The sequence below is a fragment of the Marinobacterium sp. MBR-111 genome (assembly GCF_040547585.1).
GTDB classification, from domain to species: Bacteria; Pseudomonadota; Gammaproteobacteria; order Pseudomonadales; family Balneatricaceae; genus Marinobacterium; species Marinobacterium iners.
The window spans coordinates 1-18,310 of sequence record NZ_JBEPQA010000037.1 but is presented as its reverse complement, the minus strand read 5'-3'; the positions used below and the strand labels follow the sequence as shown (position 1 = coordinate 18,310).

The window sequence follows — 18,310 nt, the reverse complement described above, 5'->3', positions numbered from 1 at the left end:
CGCTTCAACGCCGTCCTGAACGAGTGAAAAAATACTTTGATGCAGAGCATATCGCCTATGCTGCATAGTCGACATAAATTTCCGCCGGGTTAATATGTGACTCTGTGCGCGGGATGGCATTAAACCATGTCAGGTCAAAGGTGTCAGCGATCAGGATCAGAACTTCAGGCCCACCCGCGTAACCTGACCCGCCTCAACCGCCTTGACCACCAGCTCAATGGCCCCCAGGGGCACCCGGTCGCCCACTACCGGAGCCGTATGCAGGCGTTCACGAATATATTCAGACAGTTGTTGCTCTGCCTGATCCGGGGGCACAGCCACACCGAAGTTCTGTGCCAGTGCCGCCAGTTCGATGTTGGCGTTGAGCTCAAAGGCGCCGAAGAAAGTGCGCTCCTTCAACGCAGGGATTGATTCGACAGAGCTGAACAAACGCGCCAGTGGTTTTTCCGCTTCATCATTACCAATCACCGCTAGCCGGTCACCAGACTGCAGTTTGAGTTCAGACGTCCAGGGCAGAAGCTCCCTGCCGCGCAGCACTGCACTGATCACAATATTGCCCGGCAGCTTAACCCCTTGCAGGGTTCTGGCCGGAGTCCAGTGTTCACCATCAAGTTCAAATACCCAAACTCGATGATTCTGTTCCACGGACCACTCCAGACTCAGGCGGCGCATCGCTTCAGGCTCGGCTGGCAGTTCAAGTTTCAACCAGCGTGCTACCCGTGCCAGCGTTGTCCCCTGCAGCAGCAGCGACATGATCACCACAATAAAGGCGATGGTGGGGAACAGCGCCGCATTATCCAGACCCGCCATTAACGGAAACAGCGCCAGTACAATTGGCACGGCCCCACGCAGACCCACCCAGGCGATGAACAGCTGCTCACGCCAGCGAAAGCCGAACGGCCAGAGCGTCAGTGCGATCGATAGAGGCCTGGCCAGCAGGATCAGCACGGCACCCAACGCAATGCCTTCCGGCACAAAGGCAAGCTTGTCATGAGGGGACAACAGCAGTCCCAGCATCAAAAACAGGCTCAGCTGGGCCAGCCACGCCAGACCATCATGCACCTGCAGGATATCGTCCAGTTTGCGCAGCCCACGGTTGCCGATCAGAATCCCCATCAGGTAAATGGCAAGAAAACCACTGCCATCGAGCAGGTAAACCACGGAAAAAACGGTCAGACCCGCGGCTGTTACCAGCAACGGATAAAAGGCCGGCTGCAGATCCAGCCGCGGCAGCAGCCGCGCCATGGCCCAACCGCCGGCCAGGCCACCCAGCGCCCCCAGCGCCAGCTGTTTGCCCAGTAATAGCGCCGCTTCAGCCACCCCGGGAGGTGTATCTCGCGTAATCAGTTCCAGCAGGATGATTGTCAGGAAGATCGCCATCGGATCGTTGCTGCCCGACTCGATCTCAAGGGTTGCACTGACACGCTGGTTCAGACGCAGGCCGTGATTCTGCAGCAACGCAAATACAGCGGCAGCATCGGTTGAAGAGATGATGGTGCCGATCAGCAACGCATGCAGCAGTGGCAACTCGAGAATCCACCAGGCTGCCAGACCGGTCACGGCGGCCGTGATAACAACCCCGAAGGTCGCCAGCGCCAAAGCAGGCCGTAGCCCGACCCGGAACGTCTCGATACGGGTACGCATGCCACCATCCAGCAAAATGATCGCCAGCGCCAGGTGGCCGACAAAAAACGTGCTTTCCACATCCGCCGACAGGTTTTGCCCCATCTGAGTCTGACCGGCCAGCAGCCCAACACCCAAAAACAGTAACAGCACCGGCATGCCGATACGGTTGGAAAGCGGACTCAGGAGGATGCTGATCAGCAGCATCGCGCTGGCAAACAGAAGCGTGAGGATCATCGTACGGAATAGCCTTTATCCATATTAAGTCGGAATTTTATCACAAGCGTGACTTAACAAACGCTGGCTGGTGCAACATGCTTTGTTTCCACATACAGGACAGGCCCTTGGCTGATCTGCATTTGTGAGCCTCAGCTGATAAAATGGCTGCCCGACCAACAGCAAGCCGTGTGAACACTATGCCTGCCAATACTGAAACTGCTCTGCCCGACTCAATCACCGAACTACTGCGTACCAGCGGTGCTGCCCTTCGGGTATTTGATATGGGGCGGCGAATCAGCAAATTAAGTCAGGACCAGTTTCGCCGTATTGAAGACTCTCAACTGGCCTACCCGACACCTTTCCAGCATCTTGCCTGGCTGGCGCTGCTGATCTGGAATCCGAAACGCAAACAGGAAAATGCGGTTTGGTTTTTGCGTTTGCCCCTGGACGAACAGGGGTTGATCGCGCCAGCAGCACGGGATGACCTGCTCAACCGCCTGATCCAGAATGTGATCAATAGCAAAAACGGCCAGCTGGATGAGGACGCGCTGAAGGACAACCCCTACTCCTTTACTCCCGAGCAGAGCCGCATGGCTGCTTTCCACGCTCTGGCTGCCAGCGAAATGCAGTCACCGGCGTCACCCCATTACGAACGTACCCAAGCCTGGTTCAGCGCCCAGCTGCCGCTTGATGCGTGGCAGACACTTGCCTATCAGGGGCTGGCCGATTTCATCATGCGGCTGGATCAGGATGGCAACGCCCAGGCCCTCAGGCATCGCCTGCCCGAAATGCCGGCGGCCGTTCTGGAAACGCTTTGTCCACTGCTGGAACATGTTAAACCCGGCCCAGCCCTTCAGGCTGAACTGGAACAGCAGCTGCAGCAATCCCTGACAGGCACTGACAGTAACCGCGTTGCCGCTCTGTGCCGGGCATTGTCCAACATTACGGACGAAGCGGCCAAGCAGCACCTGGTGCTGGATGTGCTGGCCACTCCACATGCTCTGGAGCCTGAGGTAGTGACCGTGATCGCGACCCGGTGTGACAGTGCACTGATGGCACCAAAAGTTCTGCAGGTATTTCTGGAGCGGCTGGCAGAAGGCAAGGCAGGTCAAATCGGATTCAGCCGCATTCTGGCGGAACTGATGTTCATGCCGGTACACCGGGCCCTGATTTTACAAGCGTTTCGTAACCCGGAACGCAGTGAGTGCTTGAGTCAGGCGATCGGGGAGATGTTCGGTCAGAGTTTTGCCACGCCCACCGATACACATTGAACAGAGGCGATTGAGTCAGTGCGCCTCATCCGGCAAGGTGATCCCGGCCGAACGCTGGTCCAGTTTCTGTTGTGACTGTTGCTGCATCCGCTGACGAATTTTGCTGCCGCGAGGCAGGGTCAGGTAATACAGCAGTGTAGCGCCCTCTTCCGGCTCCAGATCATGCTGGGCCGTAAAACGCTGAATAAAGTCGGCAACGGTATTGGCCTGCTTGTTTTCAATCGCCTGGGGTACCGGTTGCTCCAGCGATTCGCCCTCGCGCACACGCCGGCACATGACCTCGTACTGGTAGCTGAAAGCCGGCAGCACCTGCCGCTCCTCTTCGCTGCGCAGCCTGAACCAGCCGGTCTCGCGGCCGGCATGATACACCGCCGGGTGGTTCCATTGATGTTCAAGTGGATGTTCGGCGTGCATGCAGGCTTCTATATAGGCATCGCGCATGCCCGGAAGGCCATGATCACCGCTAATCTCTCGCAACAGGGCAAGGAACTCCGAGATGGTCGGCATCCAGGCGAGGGTTTCCTTGCAGCGATTGACGGCAGCCACCAGCTCCGACTCGCCATAGCCGCGCAAACTGAGTGCCCACTCGCGCTTGGCGATACGCAGCTCGTCCTCGGTTTCAAAACAGCTTTTGAATTTGTGCCCATAGATCGCCATGAAACGGGCGAAAATCATGTTCACCAGCGTTTTGGTCTCGGAACTGATCGGCTGGGCCTGAGCCTGCTCGCGTGCGTCGCTACCAGTCGGTGTCCTTGATGTCCATGATGGCTGCGGTAATCCGTTTGCGCTTTTCCCGAGAATCCCGGCGGGTGTTTTCATCACTGCCCCCTGTTACGACTGACTGGCGTTCCTGTTCATAGCGCTGCTCCCGTGCATCCCGCGTCTGCTTCTTGACCCACTCGCGTTTCACCCAGGCCAGAAACTTCTGATCCCAGTTGCTTTCCTTGCGATCCTTGTCGAGCCAATACAAAACGAACTCGTCCAGGCAACCGCTTGCGAATTCCGCAGGAATCGAGTGACGTGGCAGCATGGCGTGAAACATGTCAGAAGGCTCCCAGCCCAGAAACATCGACTGCAGCTGCTGGTTGCGTTCTTCCGCCTGTTCAAAGATCGCCTGCAGCTCATCTTTGTGACGGCGCCAGCCTATGCTGCCACCAAAGGTGGGAGCAGGCCCCTTGCGCTGCATCATGGTCTCGCGCCGTGCAGGTCTTGGCGGCGGAGCGTCATATACCGGCAACTGCTGTACGGCGGGCTGAGAGGGCGGGCGACTGTCTGCATGAGCCTCGGGCGCAGGTTCACTTACCTGCTGCGGCAGCGGCAGCAACCGCAGCCGGACACTGCCTCCCTGACTAAGATTAGCCTGCAAACATCCTTGCCGCTCCAGGCTTTCAGTGGCTGTGCGCAGCCGCTCTTCGCTCCAGAAACCGGCGAGCTGCAGCCAGCGGCTGTGAGGCAGTATGCACTCCACACAGCCATCATCCGCTTTCATGCCCGCCAGGCGACCATAGTCGGTATAGATATACAGCAGCAATGCCTCATCACTGCCCAGGCGATGCGCCAAAGAGGGATAAAACAGCAGTGGCGCTTCCGGCAGCCAATCACTCATGGTTGATGTCTCTTAATTTCACTCAACCGTCCTTGGCAAATTCTTCCACGGCACGCAGTACATCACGACGGCTGATCTGGCCAACCAACTTGCCGGCCTTGACCACCGGCAGACGCCGCCGCCCGTGCGTAATAAACTGATGAGCTACAGCGGTCAGGTCGGCGTCATGAGCAACCGTATCAACGTTGCGGGTCATGTAGTCTGCCACATGGCCACCACTACCCATCTCTTCCTCATGGTAGGTTTGGCTCAGAATTGCCTTGAGGCAATCCAGCTCTGACAGCATACCGACCAGACAACCATCCACATCCACTACGGGTGCACCAGAGATACCATATTCCTGCATCGCACGGATAGCATCGAACAGATGAGTCTCCGGCCCGAATGAGATCAGGCGAGTGGCCATGTAATCCTGTGCTTTAACTGATCTGAGCATGTGAAGCTCCTTTTGTAGACTTACCAGGTAGCGCGCGGCAGCCTGCCCTTGCGTTAATACTAGTTCAGACCCCGACCAGCCACCATGGGTTCAGGAAAACACAACCGTCTTGTTACCATGGACCAGCACCCGATCTTCCAGGTGCCATCGCAGCCCCCGTGCCAGTACCGTCTTTTCGACATCACGTCCCAGCCGAACCATATCTTCAGGCAGGTCTCGATGGCTGATTCGGGTCACGTCCTGATCAATGATCGGACCCGCATCCAGATCCTCGGTCACATAATGACAGGTGGCACCTATCAGCTTCACCCCCCGGTCATGGGCCTGATGATAGGGCTTGGCACCGGCAAATGAAGGCAGGAAGCTGTGGTGGATATTGATAATACGGTGTGGGTAGCGGTCGCACAGGTCCGGCGGCAGGATTTGCATGTAGCGCGCCAGCACCACGACATCGGCTTCGTAGTCATTGATCAAGCGGTTTACTTCGGCGAAGTGTGGAGACTTGTCAGCCGGGTCGACCGGTACATGGTGGTAAGGAATACCGTGCCACTCCACCATACTGCGCAGGTCGTCGTGGTTGGAGATCACGCAGGGAATATCGCAGAACAGCTCCTTGCTGTGAAAGCGATACAGCAGATCAGCCAGACAGTGAGACTCGCGGCTGGCCATCAGTACAACACGCTTGGGGCGAGAAGAATCGTTGATCTCCCAGTCCATCTGAAAAGAAGCAGCAATCGGTGCGAATGCCTCCTGCAGCTGCGCAAGCGTGAACGGCAATGTGGCCGCACTGATCTCAACCCGCATGAAAAAGCGACCAGTCACCGGGTCGGAATGCTGGTTGGCGTCTGCAATGGAGCCACCATGGCTGGAGATGAAATTACTGACCATCGCAACAATACCCACCCGATCCGGGCAGGAAAGAACCAAACGGTAACGGCGTTCCATAGACGTGCTCTAATCCTGATAGATCCAAAGTCGAATGTGGCATTCTATCAGAAGCCGCCTTCAGGCTGACAGCGCAAGACAAAGAGTCCGTGATATCGAGCCTGCCAAAAACAGGTCTGGCGAGGCGGGATTGGCTAGAGGCCTATTTCGTTCTTAACCACGTTGCGAGTGAACTCACCTTTACAAAGGCGCAGAAAGTCGTACACGTAATCACGTACAACCCGCCCCCGCCGCAAGGCCAACCAGGTTACGTTTTCTTCAAACAGCTCCGGGGTATCGAGTGCCTTGAGTCCGATATCTCGATCCGGGTCAAACGCCATTGGCGCGATAATACCGATGCCCAATCCCAACTCCACATAGGATTTGATCACATCCGCATCCAGTGCAGACATGACAATATCGGGCACGATACCAACCTCACTGAAGGCTTTTTCGATCTTTGAACGACCGGTAAATCCCTCATGGTAAGTAATGATCGGATACTGGCTGATTTGCGCAAGACCAGGTGATTGAGTCTGGCCCAGAGGATGACCCTTGGGAACCACTACGGCATGCCGCCAGCTGTAAAACGGGAAGGCTGCAAACTCGGCAACACCCTCAAGGCCCTCGGTGGCAATCCCCACATCGACCTCACCGCGCCTGAGCAGTTGCACAATTTCTTCCGGGCTGGACTGATAGAGCTTCAGGTGTACACCCGGGTAGAGTTTGCGAAACTCGGAAATGATGGATGGCAGTGAATAGCGTGCCTGAGTATGGGTCGTGGCGATGGCCAGCTCACCTACCCCCTGTGAGGTATAGTTATCCGCGATGGATTTCAGGTTAGCGGTTTCCTGCAGGATTCTTTCGACTGCCTTGACCAGTTCCTTGCCCGGCTCGGTCAGCCCCAGAAGCCGCTTACCCTTACGAATATAAAGATCAACTCCCAGCTCCTCTTCCAGATCCTTGATATGCTTGGATACGCCGGACTGAGACGTAAACAGCGCGTTGGATACGTCCGTCAGATTGAAATTGTGGCGTACCGTTTCCCGAACAATGCGCAGTTGCTGAAAGTTCATCCGTTTACCTCATCAGGCCCGCGGGCCGTTATCATTGCGCTCAAATAACCTGAGAGCAGAGGGTTTCAGTCTTACCAGTTGGCCGCGCTGCAGATTCAATGCAGACACCTGCTCACTGCTGATTTCCACTTCAAAGTGCTGACCCGTTGCACCATTAACGCCATCCAGCTCAACCCGGGAGCTGAGTCCAAAGGAAAGTACGCGGTTAACACGGGCGGAAACACCCTCTTTCACCGCCGGATCGGTGATGATCTCCAGTTCATGTGGCCGGGCAAAGGCAAAGACTTCCGAGCCCTGACCAAAATCCGGTGTACTGTGGGGCACCGATTCGCCGCCCACGCTCAGACCATCTTCTTCCACACGTCCATGGAAGAGGTTCACGGAACCGAGAAAACCGTACACAAAAGGCGTTGCCGGATGGCGATAGACTTCTTCCGGTGAACCGACCTGTTCTACCCGCCCCTGGTTCATCAGTACGACTTTATCCGCCACTTCCAGCGCTTCTTCCTGATCATGAGTCACGAAGATGGAGGTGATATGCAGCTCATCGTGCAGCTGACGCAGCCAGCGGCGCAACTCCTTGCGCACCTTGGCATCCAGCGCACCGAAGGGTTCATCCAGCAATAATACCCGTGGCTCCACGGCCAGCGCTCGTGCCAGTGCAATACGCTGGCGCTGACCACCGGACAGCTGGGAAGGAAAACGATCTGCCAGCCAGTCCAGCTGAACCAGATTCAGCAACTGATGCACTTTATCGCGAATCTGTGCTTCAGAGGGACGCTGTTTGCGCGGTTTCATCCGCATGCCAAAAGCGACGTTATCGAACACGGTCATATGCTTGAACAGGGCGTAATGCTGAAACACAAACCCAACCTGGCGTTCGCGCACATGGGTATCCGATGCATCCTCTCCCTCCAGCAACACCTGTCCGTTATCGGACTGCTCCAGCCCGGCGATGATCCGCAGCAGGGTTGTTTTACCACAGCCGGAAGGTCCCAGCAGGGCGACCAGCTCGCCACTGGGGAAATCAAGATCGATGTTGTCCAGCGCGGTAAAGTCGCCGAACTGTTTATGAATGCCTCTGACCTGAATGCTCATGGATCGTTATCCTCAATGACCGCTTGTTGCCACCTGGGCACGGTGTTCAACCCAGGTTTTAATCGCCAGCGTAACCAGTGCCAGCAGTGCCAGCAGGGAGGCCACAGCAAATGCGGCAGCAAAATTGTATTCGTTGTATAGAATTTCGACGTGCAGCGGCATGGTGTTAGTCAGGCCGCGAATATGACCGGAGACCACCGATACCGCACCGAACTCACCCATGGCACGGGCATTACACAGAATCACGCCGTAAATCAGCCCCCACTTCACGTTGGGCAGGGTCACATACCAGAAGGTCTGCCAGCCATTGGCACCGAGAACAATGGCAGCCTCCTCTTCCTCCTTGCCCTGCGCCTGCATCAGCGGAATCAGCTCACGCGCTACAAAGGGGAAGGTGACAAACACAGTCGCCAGCACAATCCCCGGGATGGCAAAGATAATCTTCAGATCCCAGGCCTGCAGCAGCCCGCCGAACCAGCCGTTGACACCAAATACCAGCACATACATCAGGCCCACGATCACGGGCGAAACTGAAAACGGCAGGTCAATAAAGGTGATCAGCAACTGTTTGCCCCTGAATTCAAACTTGGCGATCGCCCAAGCGGCTGATACACCAAAAATCAGATTCAGTGGCACGGAAATAAACGCCGCAATAAACGTCAGCTTGATGGCCGAAAGTGCATCCGGGTCAATCAGCGCCTGCCAGTAGACATCCACCCCTTTGCGCAGGGCTTCCACAAACACCGCGATCAGAGGCATCAGCAGAAAACAGGCGAAGAAGCTGAGTGATAGCCCCAACACCAGCCGCTTAACCCAGACTGGCTCACGAGTGGCACGGTTGTTTTCAAACTTGGTCTGCCGAGACGCGCCGGCAGTCGATACAGTCGGTACGGCAATAGTGCCCATTAACGGTCCCTCCCGGTGCGCTTGGCAGTCCATGCCTGCAAGCCATTGATCGCCAGCAGCATGATGAACGAGAAGATCAGCATGACCACCGCAATGGCGGTTGCACCGGTGTAGTCATACTGTTCCAGTTTAGTGATGATCATCAGTGGCGTGATCTCCGATACCATCGGAATATTGCCCGCAATGAAGATGACCGAGCCGTATTCGCCTACCGCCCGGGCAAAAGCCAAGGCAAAGCCGGTGAGCAACGCGGGCAGCAGGATCGGCAATACCACGTGGCGAAAGGTTTGCCAGCGATTGGCCCCCAGACTCGCTGCCGCCTCTTCCAGCTCGGTTTCCAGATCCTCAAGAATCGGCTGCACCGTGCGCACCACAAAGGGCAGGCCAATAAAGACCAGCGCAATCAGGATACCCAGTGGCGCAAACGCCACCTTGATCCCCAGTTCACCCTCTATGAACTGACCCAGCCAACCGTTTTTGGCGTAGAGCGCCGTCAGCGCAATCCCCGCGACTGCCGTGGGCAGTGCAAATGGCAGGTCTACCAGTGCATCAACAATCTTCTTGCCGGGAAAGGTGTAACGCACCAGCGCCCAGGCCAACATCAGGCCAAACACCATGTTAATGATGGCGGCAAGCAGAGATGCGCCGAATGAGAGCTTGTAAGACGCCACAACCCGGTCTGCCGTTACCACTGCCCAGAACTCGGCCAGACTGAACTCGCTGGCTTTGACAAACACCGCTGCCAGCGGAATCAACACGATGATCGAGAGATAGAGCAGCGTGTAACCCAGAGCCAGATTGAAGCCCGGCAACACGCTGAATGATTTGGCGCGTAACATCTGCGATTTACTCCTTATCGTTATCGTGCTGCTCGCAGTTTACCGCCGCCCTTTATTCCACAAAAACATTAAAAAACGGATTACTTATTACTAAATAAGAAAAGCGATCAGAGCATCCAGTTCGAAAGCGGAGTGTCATGGGCTTGCAAAGGCAGTTGTCCCACCCGACGAGCCGCTACCGGATCACCCTTGGAAAGCGCCATCAGAACAGGTCCCTCAACCAGTTCGTAGCCCTGTGAAATGGCCGCATTCAAAGTTTGCGAATCGGCTACATCCGTCAGCAATGTCTGCAGCCCCAGGCGTCGAGCCTGATCATTCCAGCGCACGAGATTGATGAAATCGCTTTGCTGTTCCCGTGTGCCATTCAGGGCGATGTAACCAATCTCAAGGTGCACGGCATGCAGCAGCCATTCACTGTCAGGCCGCTCAAGCTCAAGCAGAAGCCGATAGCCTCTGGCACGAAAGTTTTCGATCGCTTGGCCAAAGCTATCCTGGTCAGCAGTTGTCGGCGGGGTCAGACGTAGAATGATCTGCTCAGGAGACAGGCCCAGGCTTTTCAGCAAGCCTTCAAATACCAACCCGTGCCCGCTCGGCACCGAGGTCAGGTGGCGAGAGTGAACATCGAGAATCAGTTGATCCTGCGGCAAACCGTCGGCTGCCTGATTGACATGGTGTAGTGAGTGCAACGTTCGCAGCAATCGATCCAGAAAGATGATATCGGCACTGTTCCAGGCCTGCAGATAAAGTAGCTGCTGCGGAAGGGTGTTACCGGCCTTGTTTCGGATCAACAAGCGGCTGTCTTTGGCAATGAGTGCCGGGTTTTTAACTTTGAACACCAGTGACTGGACGGGTGTAACAGACAAACCGTTGATGTTGGCCGTGACGATCTGATCACGGTATTCAATACGGCTATTGCCCGCCAGAATGGCATCAGGGTGGAGCGCCTGCAGGCGTTGATTGAGGTGGTCGACGAGATAGGTCAGAGGCATTGTAGTCATTCCTTGTGCAAGACTGAATCGGATCGGACGGCAATAATGTGCAACATCGCATTCGACAGATACCCATGGGCTTGCTCCTGATAGTTGTCATACAGATGCTCAGAGTATCGGCACCATGGCCCGGGACAAACCATGAAAATCTGCATAGATTTTCGATACGCGGAATAACAGCGTGGCGGCATCAGCATAGGTCGCCGCGGCGGCAGACCCCGGAATGATCAAGGCGGCCAGTGGGCCGCCTCGGGAGTTGAGTCGATCGGATATGTGATCAGCGGTAGCGTAAATAATGTGCGTAACGGTCGCCGATATACTGGATAACACAGACAAGGACTATCAACACTGCAATCACGGCCAGCATCACGGCGGTATCATAACGCTGGTAGCCGTAACGAATGGCCAAATCTCCCAGCCCACCGGCACCGATGGCACCGGCCATGGCGGACGCGTTGATCATGGCAACCAACGTGATGGTGAAACCGCCAATGATGCCGGGCATCGCCTCGGGCAACAATACGTTGAAAATGATGTGACGGCGCTTACACCCCATGGCTTGAGCCGCCTCGACCACGCCCGCACCCACTTCACGCAGACTCACCTCCGCAATGCGAGCAAAGAACGGCGTGGCACTGATAGTGATCGGCACAATGGCCGCCCAAACGCCAATCGTGGTACCGGTCAGCAGGCGGGTCAGCGGAATCAGTGCCACCAGCAGGATGATAAACGGTGTAGCGCGAAAGCCGTTGACCAATGCCCCCAGCACAGCATTGGCTCTGGGGGCGGCAAAGATACCGCCCTTGTCGCTGGTGACCAGAAACAGCCCCAATGCCAGGCCGGCAAACCAGACAATCACCGCCGAAGCACCCACCATCCAGACCGTATCCAGGAAGGCTTGCCACAGGGCTTCAAGCATACGCTGGCTCATGACCAAACACCTCCGCACGCTGAATCATTCGTTTGATGGGTGCCAGCAAGGCACGGGTGGCTTGGTGCTGAGGTTGTCGAAACACCAGTGCCACTTCTCCTTGCTCGACGACCTCCCCCTCGTGCATGACCGCCACCCGGTCGCAGATTTCGCTGATCACCGCCATCTCATGGGTAATCAGAATCACGGTTATACCCAGTTTCTGGCGAATATCATCCAACAGTTCAAGAATCGCATGGGTGGTTTCCGGGTCCAGTGCGGAAGTCGCTTCGTCACACAGGAGTATCTCCGGCTTGGTCATCAAGGCCCGCGCAATGGCAACACGCTGCTTCTGCCCGCCCGACAACCGCGAGGGGTAAACATTTTCCTTGTCCTCAAGCCCCACCAGCTGCAACAGGTTGCGTGCACGACTCAGAATAACACTGGCATCCTTCTCGCCTGCCGCCTTCATCGGCAGTGCCAGATTTTGCAGCACAGTTTTGGAATTCAGCAGGTTGAAGTGCTGAAAGATCATGCCGATCCGGCGACGCTGCTTAGCCAGTGCATCACGCGACAGCACGCCAATATCGGTGCCATCAATCAGCACCTGCCCCTCACTCACATCCTCCAGCCGGTTAAGGGTGCGAATCAGGCTGGATTTACCCGCCCCGCTGCGGCCAATGATGCCGAAGATTTCGCCGCGCTGAATGTTCAGGTCAATATTGCGCAGCGCTTCAACACGCTGACGACCACTGGTATAGACCTTACCAACCCCCCGAACCTCAACATGCACATTCGTTAGTGGGCTTTGCCTGGCGGGTGTGAACTGCACACGCGGCTGACGGGTTTCAGCCAATGCCAGCAGCTCAGCGGCTTCGGCAATGGATTCAAAACCTACTCGCTGGTTCATTCAGGCACCTCCAGCGGCGGGAAATCTTCCCAGGCCAGCTTGTAGAGTGTCGGGTTGCCAAAGGCATCCTTCAGTGATTGTTTGACTTCGGGCGCATCCTGATACAAGCGGATGAACTTACGTACATAGGGGTTTTCAACTTTGTCAGGATGCACAACGAAACGCAGGGCAAAGGCATGGGTCTGGTCCCGATCGAACAGGAGTGCAGCGGCCGGATCCATCACGCCGGAGGCCTTGATATAGTGCGGGTAACTGACAATTGCAGTTAGATCATCGATCGCCCGTGGCAACTGCGGACCACCCAACTCGACGAATTCAAGCTTTTTCGGGTTATCCAGCACATCATGCACGCTGGCCTTGAAGCCGATCCCCTCCGGGAGTTTGATCAAACCCGCCTGTTGCAGCAGTTGCAAGCCTCGTCCCTGATTGACCGGATCATCCGCAACCCCGATCCGATCACCGGTTTTGATCTCATCGAATGAGGTAATCTTTTTCGAGTAGATCCCGATAAGTCCCTCAACACCGTAGGCCAGCGGCACCAGATCAAAATCACGAGCTGTCTCGGCGGCATTCAGAAAGGGTTCATGCTGAAAGTAGTTGATGTCGATATCACCGTTGACCACCGCCGTATTCGGCAATACCCAGTCAGTAAACTCAACCACCTTGACATCCAGCCCCTGCTTTTTCGCCAGATCGGCAGCGGTATAAACGGAATCCACAATCAAACCGTTGGATACCACCCCGATACTGACATCAGCGGCCTGAGCCACCACAGGATCAATGACGATCGCCAGCCCGGCTGCCAGAATGGCACGGTGCAGACGGCTACGTGATACGGGAGCAGCAGTGCGATTTTTCTCGATACTCATCATCAATTCTCTTCAAAAAAATTATCGGCAGGTTTATCAAGCAAGGGTCAGCGCACATTGCGCAGTTGAGCACCGGGATGACGGCCCGGCAGCCAGGGCTCTGCAGCGAACAGCTTCTCCCTGATCGTGCCTTCGGCATAGTGCGTTTTGTAACGCCCCCGGTTTTGCAGCTCGGGCACCACATAAGTGGCAAAATCTTCGTAACTTTCCGGCGTCACGATACGGGCCAGGTTGAAGCCATCAATACCGGTCTCATCCACCAGCGATTCGAGCGCGTCGGCAATCTGCACAGGATCGCCCACCAGCGTCGGATAGCGCCCGCCCAGCGCATGCTGTTCCAGCAGTTGACGCCGCGTAATGCGGGAGTCCTTGAAGCGCCGGGTCACGGAATCGATCGCCTGAGTCTCGGCGTAACCGATAGGCTCATCCAATTCATAACGCGCCAGGTCAATGCCCGTCGTACTGGAATAGTGCGCCAACCCCGCCTCCGGTGAGGCATAACGCAGGTACTCCTGGTGCTTGCTTTTGGCTTCAGCCTCTGTAGCCGCTACCACCACATTCACCCCGACATAGAGGCGAATGTCATCAGGCCGACGACCGGCATCAACCGCAGCCTGGCGCAAACGATTCACCTGCTCGCGGGTCTTGTCAGGCGTACCACCGCTGATGAATGAGCACTCCGCATGACGCCCGGCAAATGCGATCCCCTTGTCGGACGTTCCCGCCTGAAACAGTAGCGGCGTGCGCTGCGGTGATGGCTCACAGAGGTGGTAGCCTTCTGAGCGGTAAAATTCACCCGCATGTTGAATCTTGTGAACTTTGGTCGGATCGGCATAGATACGCTGCTGCCTGTCCTTGATGACACTGCCCGGCTCCCAACTGCCCTCCCACAACTTGTACATCAGTTGCAGATACTCCTCGGCCTGATCGTAACGCCGATCATGGGGCACCTGATTATCCAGCCCGATCGCCTTGGCCGCGCTTTCCAGATAACCCGTGACAATGTTCCAGCCGACACGCCCACCGGTAAGATGATCAAGCGTCGAGAATCGACGTGCCAGCAGGTAGGGCGGCTCATAGGTGAGGTTTGCCGTTACACCAAAGCCCAGATGCTGTGTGACTGCCGCCATGGCGGAGATGATGATCGCCGGGTCATTTACCGGCAACTGCACGCTTTCTTTCAGGGTCAGGTCGACACCCTGCTGATAGACGTCATAAACACCGGTAATATCGGCAATAAAAATCGCATCAAACAACCCCTTCTCAAGCGTCCTGGCAAGATCAGTCCAATAACCAAGCGTATTGAACTCAGTGGATCGGTCACGCGGATGAGTCCAGAGGCCATGATTGATATGACCAATGCAGTTCATATTAAATGCATTGACTGAGATCTGTTTTTTCACCGCCATTTAAATCAGTATCCTTGTCGGTTATCGTTCACTGAAAGCTACCAACTTAAACAGCCAGATATAACCAAGAATAAACGCGATTCTTATTGGTTTTTAAGATATCTAATTTTATGAAAAGCATTGCTTAATCCATTATTTGTGCCGCCTACACCTTGGCCTTCATGCTTATGCTCACGATCCGAACACTCACTGGAGCCTGTTTATCATGAGCCTCGAAATATTCTGGTTTTTACCTACATCCGGCGACACTCGCTATCTTGGCAACACCAATACCGGACGACCTGCCACCAACACTTACCTGCGCCAGATCGCCACAACGGCAGAAGATCTGGGATACGATGGCCTGCTGATTCCGACCGGTGCCAGCTGCCTTGACCCCTGGGTTGTGGCCTCCTCACTGGTGCCGGTTACGCACAAGATCAAGCTGCTGGTCGCGTTGCGCACCTCCATTTCAGGGCCGACAGCGTCCGCGCGCCAAGCCGCGACACTCGATCAAGCTCTGGGCGGCCGCCTGCTGTTGAATGTCGTCCCTGGTGGCGATGCCGCCGAGCTGGCCGCTGAAGGCGTATACCTTGACCACGATGAGCGTTACACCTCTGCTGACGAGTTTTTGACGGTCTGGCGCCGCGTCCTGCAGGGCGAAACCGTGGATCTGGATGGCCAGTTCCACAAAATCAAAGGGGCTCAGAACTTTTTCCCACCGGTTCAAAAACCCTATCCGCCGCTGTATTTCGGTGGCTCTTCCGATGCCGCCCATGAACTGGCCGGCAAACATGTGGATGCCTACCTGACCTGGGGCGAACCACCGGCCGCGGTCGCGGAAAAAATTGCCGATGTGAAAGAGAAGGCAGCCAAGCATGGCCGCGAAGTGAAATTCGGTGTACGTCTGCATGTCATCGTGCGCGAAACCCGTGAAGAAGCCTGGGCTGCTGCCAATCGACTGATCGAAAACCTGGAGGATGAAACCATTCAGAAGGCACAGGAAAACTTTGCCCGTATGGATTCGGTCGGTCAGCGTCGCATGGCCGAGCTGCATGGCGGCAATCGTGACAAGCTGGAGATCAGCCCGGATCTTTGGGCCGGTGTAGGACTGGTGCGAGGTGGCGCAGGGACTGCGCTGGTCGGCGACCCTGAGACCGTTGCCGCACGTCTGAAGGAATATCAGGATTTGGGCGTGGATACCTTCGTGCTTTCAGGCTATCCGCACCTGGAAGAGTCGATCCGTTTTGCCGAGCTGGTATTCCCGCTTTTGGAAGGCAAGGCCAAAACCACCACAGATGGCGTCTTTACCGGCGGTGCCTTTGATGTGCGTGCCACCCATGGCGCCCAGGGGCGCTCAGCAGAAGACAAGGACCGTGATGAGGCTGCCGCATGAGCCACCAGGGTAACGTGATCGACATGCGCTGCCGCCCGGCCTATCTGCACGATTTTTTCGGTGCCACACCGGGCACGGACGCATTTGAAACCGCACGCTGGCTGAACCGTCGCGTCGGTTCCCGGGGTGATGATCAGCATTTCACCCGCTCACTGACCGAAGAGGGGTTTCTGGCCGAGGTACGCGAGGCGGGACTGAGCAAGGCGGTCGTGGTCGGGCGTCACACCCCGAGCCAGCACCTGCCCAACGACCGGATTCATCAGATTGTTGCGCCTCATTCGGAGCTGATTGGCATTGGTGCGGTCGACCCAGCCCTACAGGGTGTGGACGGCGCCATCGCCGAGATTGATCGTGCAATCAAGGAGCTGGGACTAAGCGCCATCAACCTGGAACCGAGCTTTGCTGAACCGGCTCGCCATCCGGATGCTGCGCTCTACTTCCCGATCTACGAGCACTGTGCTGCTCTGGGCGTGCCTGTCTCGCTGATGAGCGGCCCTACCACCCCAGACCCGCGTTTCAATGATCCTAGCGGACTGGCCCGGGTGGCACAGGCGTTCCCGACCCTGCCACTGATCGCCTATCACGGCTACTGGCCCAATGTGGCTCAGGCGATTGGCATCGCCTTTCGTTATGAAAATGTACACCTGGTGCCCGACATGTACCTGTTCCAACCGGGCAGTCAGCTTTATATCGAGGCGGCCAACAGTTTTTTGTCGGATCAGCTGCTGTTTGGATCGTCCTATACCTTCAGACCAATACGTCAAAGCATTGAGGATTTTCTGGCTTTTGGCTTGCCGGATGCCGTTAATGAAAAAGTGCTGTACGCGAATGCAAAGCGGGTGCTGAACACTCAATAACAAACTGAAAAGCTTAGCGTTTTTTCTTGGTTACTTCTGACATAACTTTCATTGAATATAGAGTGACAACATCGAATTCAGGAGATGACATTATGAGTATCAAACTGGGCGATATCGCGCCCGATTTTGAACAGGCCTCCAGTCAGGGCACCATCCGCTTTCATGACTGGATCGGTGACTCCTGGGCGGTACTCTTTTCCCACCCGGCGGATTTCACACCGGTCTGCACTACTGAGCTGGGACTGACCGCCAAGCTGAAGCAAGAGTTCAGTAAGCGCAATGTCAAGGCTATCGCCCTGTCCGTTGACCCGGTCGACTCTCATCTGAAATGGATCGAGGATATTAACGACACTCAGAATACCGAGGTCAATTTTCCGATCATTGCCGATGCGGATCGCAAGGTATCGGATCTGTACGATCTGATCCACCCCAACGCCAATGACACGCTGACCGTACGCTCACTGTTTGTCATTGATCCGCAGAAAAAGGTACGCCTGATCATTACCTACCCGGCCAGCACCGGGCGCAATTTTGATGAAATTCTGCGTGTGATCGATTCTTTGCAGTTGACCGACCAGCACAAGGTGGCCACACCGGGCAACTGGAAACAGGGGGATGACGTGGTCATCGTGCCTTCGCTGCAGGATGAAGAAGAGATTCGTCAGCGCTTTCCGGGCGGTTACAAAGCCGTACGCCCCTATCTGCGCCTGACCGCCCAACCCAACGCTTAACCCGATTGTCTGCTCTCTCGTTGCGGGTCTTTTCCGGTGTTCGACTTGTTCAGGGTCAGCACCGGTTTTTTTTGGACAGATCATTATGACCATACAGATTCCAGCCTCTCATGATGAGGCCGTGGCAAGTGCACGACTGCTTGCCGCACAATTTTCAAAACAGGCACCCGAGCGCGACCTGCAGCGCCGGTTACCGACAGACGAAGTACAACAGTTTTCCCACTCAGGCCTGTGGGCCATTACTCTGCCGGAATCCGCCGGC

Annotated in this window: 18 protein-coding genes; 4 read left to right on the top strand and 14 right to left on the bottom strand. The window is 56.0% G+C overall.

Features of this window, described 5'->3' with window-relative positions:
- Nucleotides 1-156: 156 nt before the first annotated feature.
- Complete coding sequence (locus ABIE61_RS17370; RefSeq protein ID WP_206839506.1) at nt 157-1,860, bottom strand: potassium/proton antiporter; 1,704 nt, start codon at nt 1,858-1,860, stop codon at nt 157-159.
- Nucleotides 1,861-2,039: 179 nt separating this feature from the next.
- On the opposite strand from ABIE61_RS17370, the gene ABIE61_RS17365 reads away from it, so the two are divergent.
- Nucleotides 2,040-3,113 (top strand): DUF3549 family protein, encoded by a 1,074-nt coding sequence (locus ABIE61_RS17365; protein WP_354411818.1) that lies wholly within the window; start codon nt 2,040-2,042, stop codon nt 3,111-3,113.
- A gap of 15 nt (nt 3,114-3,128) precedes the next feature.
- Here ABIE61_RS17365 and ABIE61_RS17360 read toward each other — a convergent pair whose 3' ends face one another.
- From ABIE61_RS17360 to ABIE61_RS17300, 13 genes are all read right to left on the bottom strand, one after another.
- Nucleotides 3,129-3,932: a replication protein P gene (locus ABIE61_RS17360; RefSeq protein WP_354411817.1), complete on the bottom strand. Its 804-nt coding sequence runs from the start codon at nt 3,930-3,932 to the stop codon at nt 3,129-3,131.
- Nucleotides 3,850-4,719 (bottom strand): DnaT-like ssDNA-binding domain-containing protein, encoded by an 870-nt coding sequence (locus tag ABIE61_RS17355; protein ID WP_206839490.1) that lies wholly within the window; start codon nt 4,717-4,719, stop codon nt 3,850-3,852. The genes ABIE61_RS17360 and ABIE61_RS17355 overlap by 83 nt, the downstream gene beginning before the upstream one ends.
- Before the next feature lie 22 nt (nt 4,720-4,741).
- A complete protein-coding gene (locus ABIE61_RS17350; protein WP_354411814.1) occupies nt 4,742-5,155 on the bottom strand; it encodes a CBS domain-containing protein in 414 nt (137 codons plus the stop codon).
- Between the two features lie 90 nt (nt 5,156-5,245).
- Nucleotides 5,246-6,100, bottom strand: a complete 855-nt coding sequence (gene purU / locus ABIE61_RS17345) for a formyltetrahydrofolate deformylase (RefSeq protein ID WP_091821542.1) — start codon at nt 6,098-6,100, stop codon at nt 5,246-5,248.
- 134 nt (nt 6,101-6,234) lie between these two features.
- Nucleotides 6,235-7,155, bottom strand: a complete 921-nt coding sequence (locus tag ABIE61_RS17340; RefSeq protein ID WP_354411812.1) for a CysB family HTH-type transcriptional regulator — start codon at nt 7,153-7,155, stop codon at nt 6,235-6,237.
- A 12-nt stretch (nt 7,156-7,167) separates the two neighbouring features.
- Nucleotides 7,168-8,253, bottom strand: a complete 1,086-nt coding sequence (locus ABIE61_RS17335; protein WP_354411810.1) for a sulfate/molybdate ABC transporter ATP-binding protein — start codon at nt 8,251-8,253, stop codon at nt 7,168-7,170.
- Nucleotides 8,254-8,265: 12 nt separating this feature from the next.
- Nucleotides 8,266-9,159 (bottom strand): sulfate ABC transporter permease subunit CysW, encoded by an 894-nt coding sequence (gene cysW / locus ABIE61_RS17330; RefSeq protein WP_354411807.1) that lies wholly within the window; start codon nt 9,157-9,159, stop codon nt 8,266-8,268.
- A complete protein-coding gene (cysT, locus tag ABIE61_RS17325) occupies nt 9,159-9,998 on the bottom strand; it encodes a sulfate ABC transporter permease subunit CysT (protein WP_354411806.1) in 840 nt (279 codons plus the stop codon). The genes cysW and cysT overlap by 1 nt, the downstream gene beginning before the upstream one ends.
- 107 nt (nt 9,999-10,105) lie before the next feature.
- Entirely contained in the window at nt 10,106-10,987 is an 882-nt protein-coding gene (locus tag ABIE61_RS17320; protein WP_354411804.1) for a hypothetical protein, read from the bottom strand.
- A gap of 277 nt (nt 10,988-11,264) precedes the next feature.
- Entirely contained in the window at nt 11,265-11,918 is a 654-nt protein-coding gene (locus ABIE61_RS17315; RefSeq protein WP_354411802.1) for a methionine ABC transporter permease, read from the bottom strand.
- Nucleotides 11,899-12,807 carry a methionine ABC transporter ATP-binding protein gene (locus tag ABIE61_RS17310; protein WP_354411799.1) on the bottom strand — a complete coding sequence of 303 codons (909 nt, stop codon included), beginning with the start codon at nt 12,805-12,807 and terminating at the stop codon, nt 11,899-11,901. Before ABIE61_RS17310 ends, ABIE61_RS17315 begins: the two co-directional genes overlap by 20 nt.
- On the bottom strand, nt 12,804-13,676 hold the full coding sequence (locus ABIE61_RS17305) for a MetQ/NlpA family ABC transporter substrate-binding protein (protein ID WP_354411796.1): 873 nt from the start codon (nt 13,674-13,676) through the stop codon (nt 12,804-12,806). Before ABIE61_RS17305 ends, ABIE61_RS17310 begins: the two co-directional genes overlap by 4 nt.
- A gap of 47 nt (nt 13,677-13,723) precedes the next feature.
- Nucleotides 13,724-15,085, bottom strand: a complete 1,362-nt coding sequence (locus ABIE61_RS17300; RefSeq protein ID WP_354411793.1) for an LLM class flavin-dependent oxidoreductase — start codon at nt 15,083-15,085, stop codon at nt 13,724-13,726.
- A 205-nt stretch (nt 15,086-15,290) separates the two neighbouring features.
- On the opposite strand from ABIE61_RS17300, the gene ssuD reads away from it, so the two are divergent.
- The 3 genes from ssuD (at nt 15,291) to ABIE61_RS17285 (ending at nt 18,048) form a co-directional block, all read left to right on the top strand.
- On the top strand, nt 15,291-16,460 hold the full coding sequence (gene ssuD, locus ABIE61_RS17295) for an FMNH2-dependent alkanesulfonate monooxygenase (protein ID WP_354411790.1): 1,170 nt from the start codon (nt 15,291-15,293) through the stop codon (nt 16,458-16,460).
- A complete protein-coding gene (locus ABIE61_RS17290; RefSeq protein WP_354411787.1) occupies nt 16,457-17,317 on the top strand; it encodes an amidohydrolase family protein in 861 nt (286 codons plus the stop codon). Before ssuD ends, ABIE61_RS17290 begins: the two co-directional genes overlap by 4 nt.
- A 92-nt stretch (nt 17,318-17,409) precedes the next feature.
- Nucleotides 17,410-18,048, top strand: a complete 639-nt coding sequence (locus ABIE61_RS17285) for a peroxiredoxin (RefSeq protein WP_354411784.1) — start codon at nt 17,410-17,412, stop codon at nt 18,046-18,048.
- Nucleotides 18,049-18,310: the final 262 nt, after the last annotated feature.

Coding starts and splice junctions, on each gene's coding strand:
- ABIE61_RS17370 (WP_206839506.1), bottom strand. CDS start 1,860: ATGATCCTCACGCTTCTGTTTGCCAGCGCGATGCTGCTGATCAGCATC.
- ABIE61_RS17365 (WP_354411818.1), top strand. CDS start 2,040: ATGCCTGCCAATACTGAAACTGCTCTGCCCGACTCAATCACCGAACTA.
- ABIE61_RS17360 (WP_354411817.1), bottom strand. CDS start 3,932: ATGAAAACACCCGCCGGGATTCTCGGGAAAAGCGCAAACGGATTACCG.
- ABIE61_RS17355 (WP_206839490.1), bottom strand. CDS start 4,719: ATGAGTGATTGGCTGCCGGAAGCGCCACTGCTGTTTTATCCCTCTTTG.
- ABIE61_RS17350 (WP_354411814.1), bottom strand. CDS start 5,155: ATGCTCAGATCAGTTAAAGCACAGGATTACATGGCCACTCGCCTGATC.
- purU (WP_091821542.1), bottom strand. CDS start 6,100: ATGGAACGCCGTTACCGTTTGGTTCTTTCCTGCCCGGATCGGGTGGGT.
- ABIE61_RS17340 (WP_354411812.1), bottom strand. CDS start 7,155: ATGAACTTTCAGCAACTGCGCATTGTTCGGGAAACGGTACGCCACAAT.
- ABIE61_RS17335 (WP_354411810.1), bottom strand. CDS start 8,253: ATGAGCATTCAGGTCAGAGGCATTCATAAACAGTTCGGCGACTTTACC.
- cysW (WP_354411807.1), bottom strand. CDS start 9,159: ATGGGCACTATTGCCGTACCGACTGTATCGACTGCCGGCGCGTCTCGG.
- cysT (WP_354411806.1), bottom strand. CDS start 9,998: ATGTTACGCGCCAAATCATTCAGCGTGTTGCCGGGCTTCAATCTGGCT.
- ABIE61_RS17320 (WP_354411804.1), bottom strand. CDS start 10,987: ATGCCTCTGACCTATCTCGTCGACCACCTCAATCAACGCCTGCAGGCG.
- ABIE61_RS17315 (WP_354411802.1), bottom strand. CDS start 11,918: ATGAGCCAGCGTATGCTTGAAGCCCTGTGGCAAGCCTTCCTGGATACG.
- ABIE61_RS17310 (WP_354411799.1), bottom strand. CDS start 12,807: ATGAACCAGCGAGTAGGTTTTGAATCCATTGCCGAAGCCGCTGAGCTG.
- ABIE61_RS17305 (WP_354411796.1), bottom strand. CDS start 13,676: ATGAGTATCGAGAAAAATCGCACTGCTGCTCCCGTATCACGTAGCCGT.
- ABIE61_RS17300 (WP_354411793.1), bottom strand. CDS start 15,085: ATGGCGGTGAAAAAACAGATCTCAGTCAATGCATTTAATATGAACTGC.
- ssuD (WP_354411790.1), top strand. CDS start 15,291: ATGAGCCTCGAAATATTCTGGTTTTTACCTACATCCGGCGACACTCGC.
- ABIE61_RS17290 (WP_354411787.1), top strand. CDS start 16,457: ATGAGCCACCAGGGTAACGTGATCGACATGCGCTGCCGCCCGGCCTAT.
- ABIE61_RS17285 (WP_354411784.1), top strand. CDS start 17,410: ATGAGTATCAAACTGGGCGATATCGCGCCCGATTTTGAACAGGCCTCC.